Below are 4,383 nucleotides of genomic sequence, written 5' to 3' on the forward strand. Positions count from 1 at the left end.
CAGGCCGATCCTTGACGGCGGTGAGCGATGTCTCTGTCCCTGCATAGGTCAACTTGTCGACATTGAGGACGTCATAGCCCTTGTCCAGAACAAGATGGCGAACAACGGCAGAACCGATAAAGCCTGCTCCACCTGTGACGAGAACCCGCATTCAAAACCCTCTGCATCAATGATCGGCGCGCAAGACACATGCAATCGCGCTATTTAGGATGTCAAGCCTACCCGAGAATGTCTTGTAAAAGGGATCGTGAAAATCATCATTGAGTTTGAATAATTAAGAGAGATCCGGACTGGATTGCCAGGTATCTATCTATCATAAATCAAGACTAACAGTATTCTTCAATTGTTCCGGGAAATTGTATTCGCCGTTTCTCACAAGCATGAACCATCGGAACTCATTCTCAATGATTTATACTTGCAGCGTAAGCGGGTAGGCCACCCCACGTAGCGTAGAGGGCCGGGATCGCTCATTTTCGGCATGAATCATGCGGAGAATTCTATGAGCGAAGATATGAATCAGGCGCGAACGTTCGAGGTTTTGACGGCAGAGCCGATCCGGAAGCGGCGCAAGCCAAAGTTCTGGTCGGAAGAAGATAAGGCGCAGATTCTCCAAGAGGCGCTTTCACCGGGCGCGAATGTATCTGCGGTAGCGCGTGCGCACGGGATGGATCCGTCGCAACTCTTTGGTTGGCGTCGTACGGCACTTGCATCCGGCTCGATACGGCGAGTTGATTGCGAGGAAGACCAAGAGGAGAAGTTCACGCGTTTCGAGGCGGTCAGGACAGACCTTGTCGAAATCGGGATCGGCGACACGTCCATTCGCGTGAGCGCGGCGATCGATCCGGCGTTACTGACCGGCATCCTCAAAGCGGTGCGTGAGGCATGATCGCTTCTGGCGTCGTCGTTTACGTCTCGTGCCAACCGGTCGACTTCCGCAAGGGGGCCGCCTCGTTAATGGCGCTGGTGCGGGATGGCGGTCTCGATCCGTTCTTATGTGTCGGGCGAGATTATGTGGCGGATCCGTTCCTGCGCCGGCCGAGGCCCGTCTAATCTGGAATTCTCCGCCACATAATACTTAGATGCTGTTCAGCAGTTGCAGCACGGCGTCATTTGGTCGGAAGCGGACGCCAAGATCGCCGGCGACTCCAGCCTTCTCGAGACCTTTACGCATCATCTCGACATCGGCGGCGGCATAGCGATGGGTTGTAGCGACCTGTGCGTGCCCGAGCCAGGCCTGGATCGTCAGAAGGTCAACGCCCGACTGGAGGAGCTTCATGGCCAGTGAGTGTCGGAAGATGTGAGGCGATATAGGCTTTTGGGCCAAGGCCGGCCTGATGGTCACGGCCTGGGCCACAGCTCGCCGCACGATGTGGGTTGCTCCGAAGCGCGTCAAGCGCTCGTTGCGGGCGCCGACGAATATAGGTCGCGGCTCGTGGTTTGCGATTGCGTGTTCGGCCAACAAGGCTGTCAGTGCTCTCGCCAGATCCTGAGGAATGGGGATGACGCGGTCTCTGCGCCCTTTGCCGCGCAGCAGTACTTGCGGGTGCGGCCGTTCCAACTGAAGGTCGTTTGCGTTTACGCCGGTAGCTTCGGAGACACGCGCGCCGGTCCGTGCCAGGAACAGTAGAAACGTACGGTCACGCCGACCGCGGGGCGTCCTTGGATTGGGGGCCTCAATGAGGGCGTCCACTTCGGCCTTGATGAGGTGATGCGTCACCTCGATGTGCGCCCGTTTTATGGGAATCGTCAGCACGCGTTGGGCGACACCGAAGGACGCCGGATCGGCGGCTGCGACATGGTGGAAGAACGATCGGATCGCCGCTAGGCGGGCGTTGCGCGTGGCGATGGTGTTGTTCCGCTTCTCCTCGAGTTCGTCGAGAAAGGCGAGTATGAGGTCTCGATCGAGCTCCTCGAGCATCAACGCCGCCGGCTTCTTCCGCAACCGTGTGGCGGCAAAGAGGATGAGCATGCGCAAGGCGTCGCGATAGCTGGCTATGGTCGCGGGAGTGGCGTTGCGTTGTCTAGTCAAGCGCCGGCGAAAATAGGACTCCAAGAGCGGCGCCAGGAGTAAGTGTTCACTCATGCTGCGCCTCCATCGCGGAAGGCGCGCTCCGCCGCCATGGCAAGAAGATCTACCGAGCCAGTGAGGTAGTAGGCTGTGTCACTGTAGTTGGTGTGGCCGAGATAGGTGGCGAGCACCGGGAGTAGCGCTTGGACGTTGGCGCGTTGTTGATGCCAAAGGCTCATGCGGGTCACGGCAAACCGGTGCCTAAGATCGTGCGGCCGCAACGGCTTGCCGTCATCAAGGCCGGCGAGCTTGCGGACCTGAGCAAATCCGCTTTGCAAGCCAGTCGCCGAGAGTCGGTTGCCACGAGAGCTGAGGAAGAAGGCCTGGTCCTTGGGATTGGGAAAGGCGGCATCGCGCTCACAGGCATAGCGGCGAAGCGCTGTTTGGGTTGCCGTGTGAACTGGAACGAGACGGTCCTTGTGGAACTTCGTCTTCCGAATGAGAAGAACCCCGTTGGTCAGATCGACGTCGGAACGATCAAGCCTGCCCACTTCGCCCGATCGCAGTCCCGAACTTGCCAACAATCCGATCAGCGTCGCCATCGTCCGCCCCCTGAGGGGGATGCCTGGCGAAATGCGGGTGCATGCGTCGATGAGCGACGCCAACTCTGCCTCGCTGAGGATACGTGGAGGTGGAATCGCCCTGGATCTAGGAAAGGCTCTCCGCTCCAAGGCTTCGGTTTGGGCGTCATAGACGGCGAGATACTCGTAGAAGCGGCGGAGCACGCCGTGACGAGTAGCGCGGCTGTTGGCGGCGCCGCCGAACGACAGGACNTGCCTCGCTGAGGATACGTGGAGGTGGAATCGCCCTGGATCTAGGAAAGGCTCTCCGCTCCAAGGCTTCGGTTTGGGCGTCATAGACGGCGAGATACTCGTAGAAGCGGCGGAGCACGCCGTGACGAGTAGCGCGGCTGTTGGCGGCGCCGCCGAACGACAGGACGAAGTCCAGCGCCATCGCCCGGGTGGCGGGCGCATCGAGTTGAGTGCGTTCAACGTAGCGGACGAAAGCGCGCAATGTACCGGCTTGTTTGCTGAAAGAGTAGCCGAGCGAGTGGCGCAGTTCGATATAACGCTCGACCTTGTCGCCGAGGAATCGGGCAAAGACGGTCATGCGGCGCCTCCCGGAAAGGGGAGTGCGACCTCGGCGAGCTGCGAGGCCGCAACCTTCACGTACACGGCCGTTGTGTTGATGCTCCGGTGACCAAGAAGATCGGCGATCTCGTTGATTGGCCTTCGCTGCCCGACAAGCTGGGTGGCGAGGCTGTGGCGCAGGAGATGTGCACCGGCGACCCGCCCAAGTTCGACCCCGCCATGCCGTAACCGCTTCCTCACGATCCTTGAAACAGGCGCCGCAGACTTGAACGCTCCCACCGGCGGCGTGAACGACAGGAACAGATACGGACTGTCCACCTTCGGTCGAGCGCGTAGGATGTAGTCGACGAGCGCCACGCCGGTCTCCTCGAGGAGTGGCACCACCCGATCACGCTTGCCCTTGGTACGTCGGATAAAAACCTCGCCAGTACGCCAGTCGATATCCTGGAGCCGAATGGCACGTAACTCGCCGTTGCGAATGCCCGTGGTGGCGAGCAGCAGCAGGACGGCTCGATCGCGGATAGCGACGGGCGTCGTTGGGCCGATCGCATCGATTGCGCGCCGAACGTCACCCCATGCAAGGCGCGGCGGCAGATGCGCCAAACGCCAATACGGCGTTCTCGGGACGATGCGGGCAAGATCTTGGTGATGGTGGCCAGCCCAATATAAGAACCGAAGAAATGTTCGAATGTGAGAAGTCGCTGCCGTGCGGGTGCCGGAGGTCGCCGATAGCGACAGCCGATGCTCGACAGCAGCAAGCACGTGCTCAGCTGTCAACGCCTCAAGACTTTGGCCGGGATGACGATGGCGGAACCAATCCAGAAAGCGGCGGCCGCCCAGAAGAACGCCTTCGCGGGTCTTCGGCTCCAGGCCCCGAACCCTGCGCAGATAGTCCGAAAAGGAGCCCAGAAGCGGAGCATCCGGATCATTCTCTTCACTTGAAACGGAAATAATGAACCGCTCCGGAGCCACTCGCCGTGCATGTGCCAGAGCCGATACTGCCCCAATGCGCGGAGTATCAGTAGTAAACGCGCCCAAATAGCTGTCGATGACATCTTGGTGGATCGGCATCTGACCACAGCGCGTCAAGGCAAACTGGCTAAAACGCGCAATCCGGCTCAGGTAAATCTTGGCGGACGCTCGCTTATAACCGAGCGCGAAAAAATGCTCCGCGAGGCGATCCATCTCGCCACCAAGCGCACCACTACGCAGGCGCTTGAGCAC

General features: G+C 59.9%; 6 protein-coding genes. 2 read left to right on the forward strand and 4 right to left on the reverse strand.

From position 1 onward, the window contains the following. The coding region (locus tag VQ830_RS28425) for an NAD-dependent epimerase/dehydratase family protein (protein WP_337270572.1) at positions 1–151 on the reverse strand (151 nt) is incomplete at its 3' end. A gap of 348 nt (positions 152–499) precedes the next feature. Here VQ830_RS28425 and VQ830_RS28430 point away from each other — a divergent pair. Further along, the gene (locus VQ830_RS28430) at positions 500–886 is read left to right on the forward strand and encodes a transposase (protein WP_047561801.1); all 387 of its coding nucleotides are present in this window, start codon (positions 500–502) and stop codon (positions 884–886) included. Beyond that, complete coding sequence (locus VQ830_RS28435) at positions 883–1,050, forward strand: hypothetical protein (RefSeq protein ID WP_337271500.1); 168 nt, start codon at positions 883–885, stop codon at positions 1,048–1,050. Before VQ830_RS28430 ends, VQ830_RS28435 begins: the two co-directional genes overlap by 4 nt. Positions 1,051–1,075: 25 nt before the next feature. Here the strand turns inward: VQ830_RS28435 and VQ830_RS28440 are convergent, their stop codons facing one another. From VQ830_RS28440 to VQ830_RS28450, 3 genes are all read right to left on the reverse strand, one after another. Then, positions 1,076–2,083 carry a tyrosine-type recombinase/integrase gene (locus VQ830_RS28440; RefSeq protein ID WP_337271501.1) on the reverse strand — a complete coding sequence of 336 codons (1,008 nt, stop codon included), beginning with the start codon at positions 2,081–2,083 and terminating at the stop codon, positions 1,076–1,078. Continuing rightward, positions 2,080–3,042: a tyrosine-type recombinase/integrase gene (locus VQ830_RS28445; protein WP_438618918.1), complete on the reverse strand. Its 963-nt coding sequence runs from the start codon at positions 3,040–3,042 to the stop codon at positions 2,080–2,082. Before VQ830_RS28445 ends, VQ830_RS28440 begins: the two co-directional genes overlap by 4 nt. Before the next feature lie 132 nt (positions 3,043–3,174). Then, positions 3,175–4,383 (reverse strand): site-specific integrase (locus VQ830_RS28450; RefSeq protein ID WP_337271503.1); only part of this gene is annotated, 1,209 nt, incomplete at its 5' end.

Source organism: Oryzifoliimicrobium ureilyticum, assembly GCF_037199735.1.
In the GTDB taxonomy this organism is placed as follows: domain Bacteria; phylum Pseudomonadota; class Alphaproteobacteria; order Rhizobiales; family Rhizobiaceae; genus Rhizobium; species Rhizobium ureilyticus.

What these genes read in the sequence shown, in the direction of transcription:
- VQ830_RS28440 (WP_337271501.1), bottom strand. Translation starts at nt 2,083, where the DNA reads ATGAGTGAACACTTACTCCTGGCGCCGCTCTTGGAGTCCTATTTTCGC.
- VQ830_RS28430 (WP_047561801.1), top strand. Translation starts at nt 500, where the DNA reads ATGAGCGAAGATATGAATCAGGCGCGAACGTTCGAGGTTTTGACGGCA.
- VQ830_RS28435 (WP_337271500.1), top strand. Translation starts at nt 883, where the DNA reads ATGATCGCTTCTGGCGTCGTCGTTTACGTCTCGTGCCAACCGGTCGAC.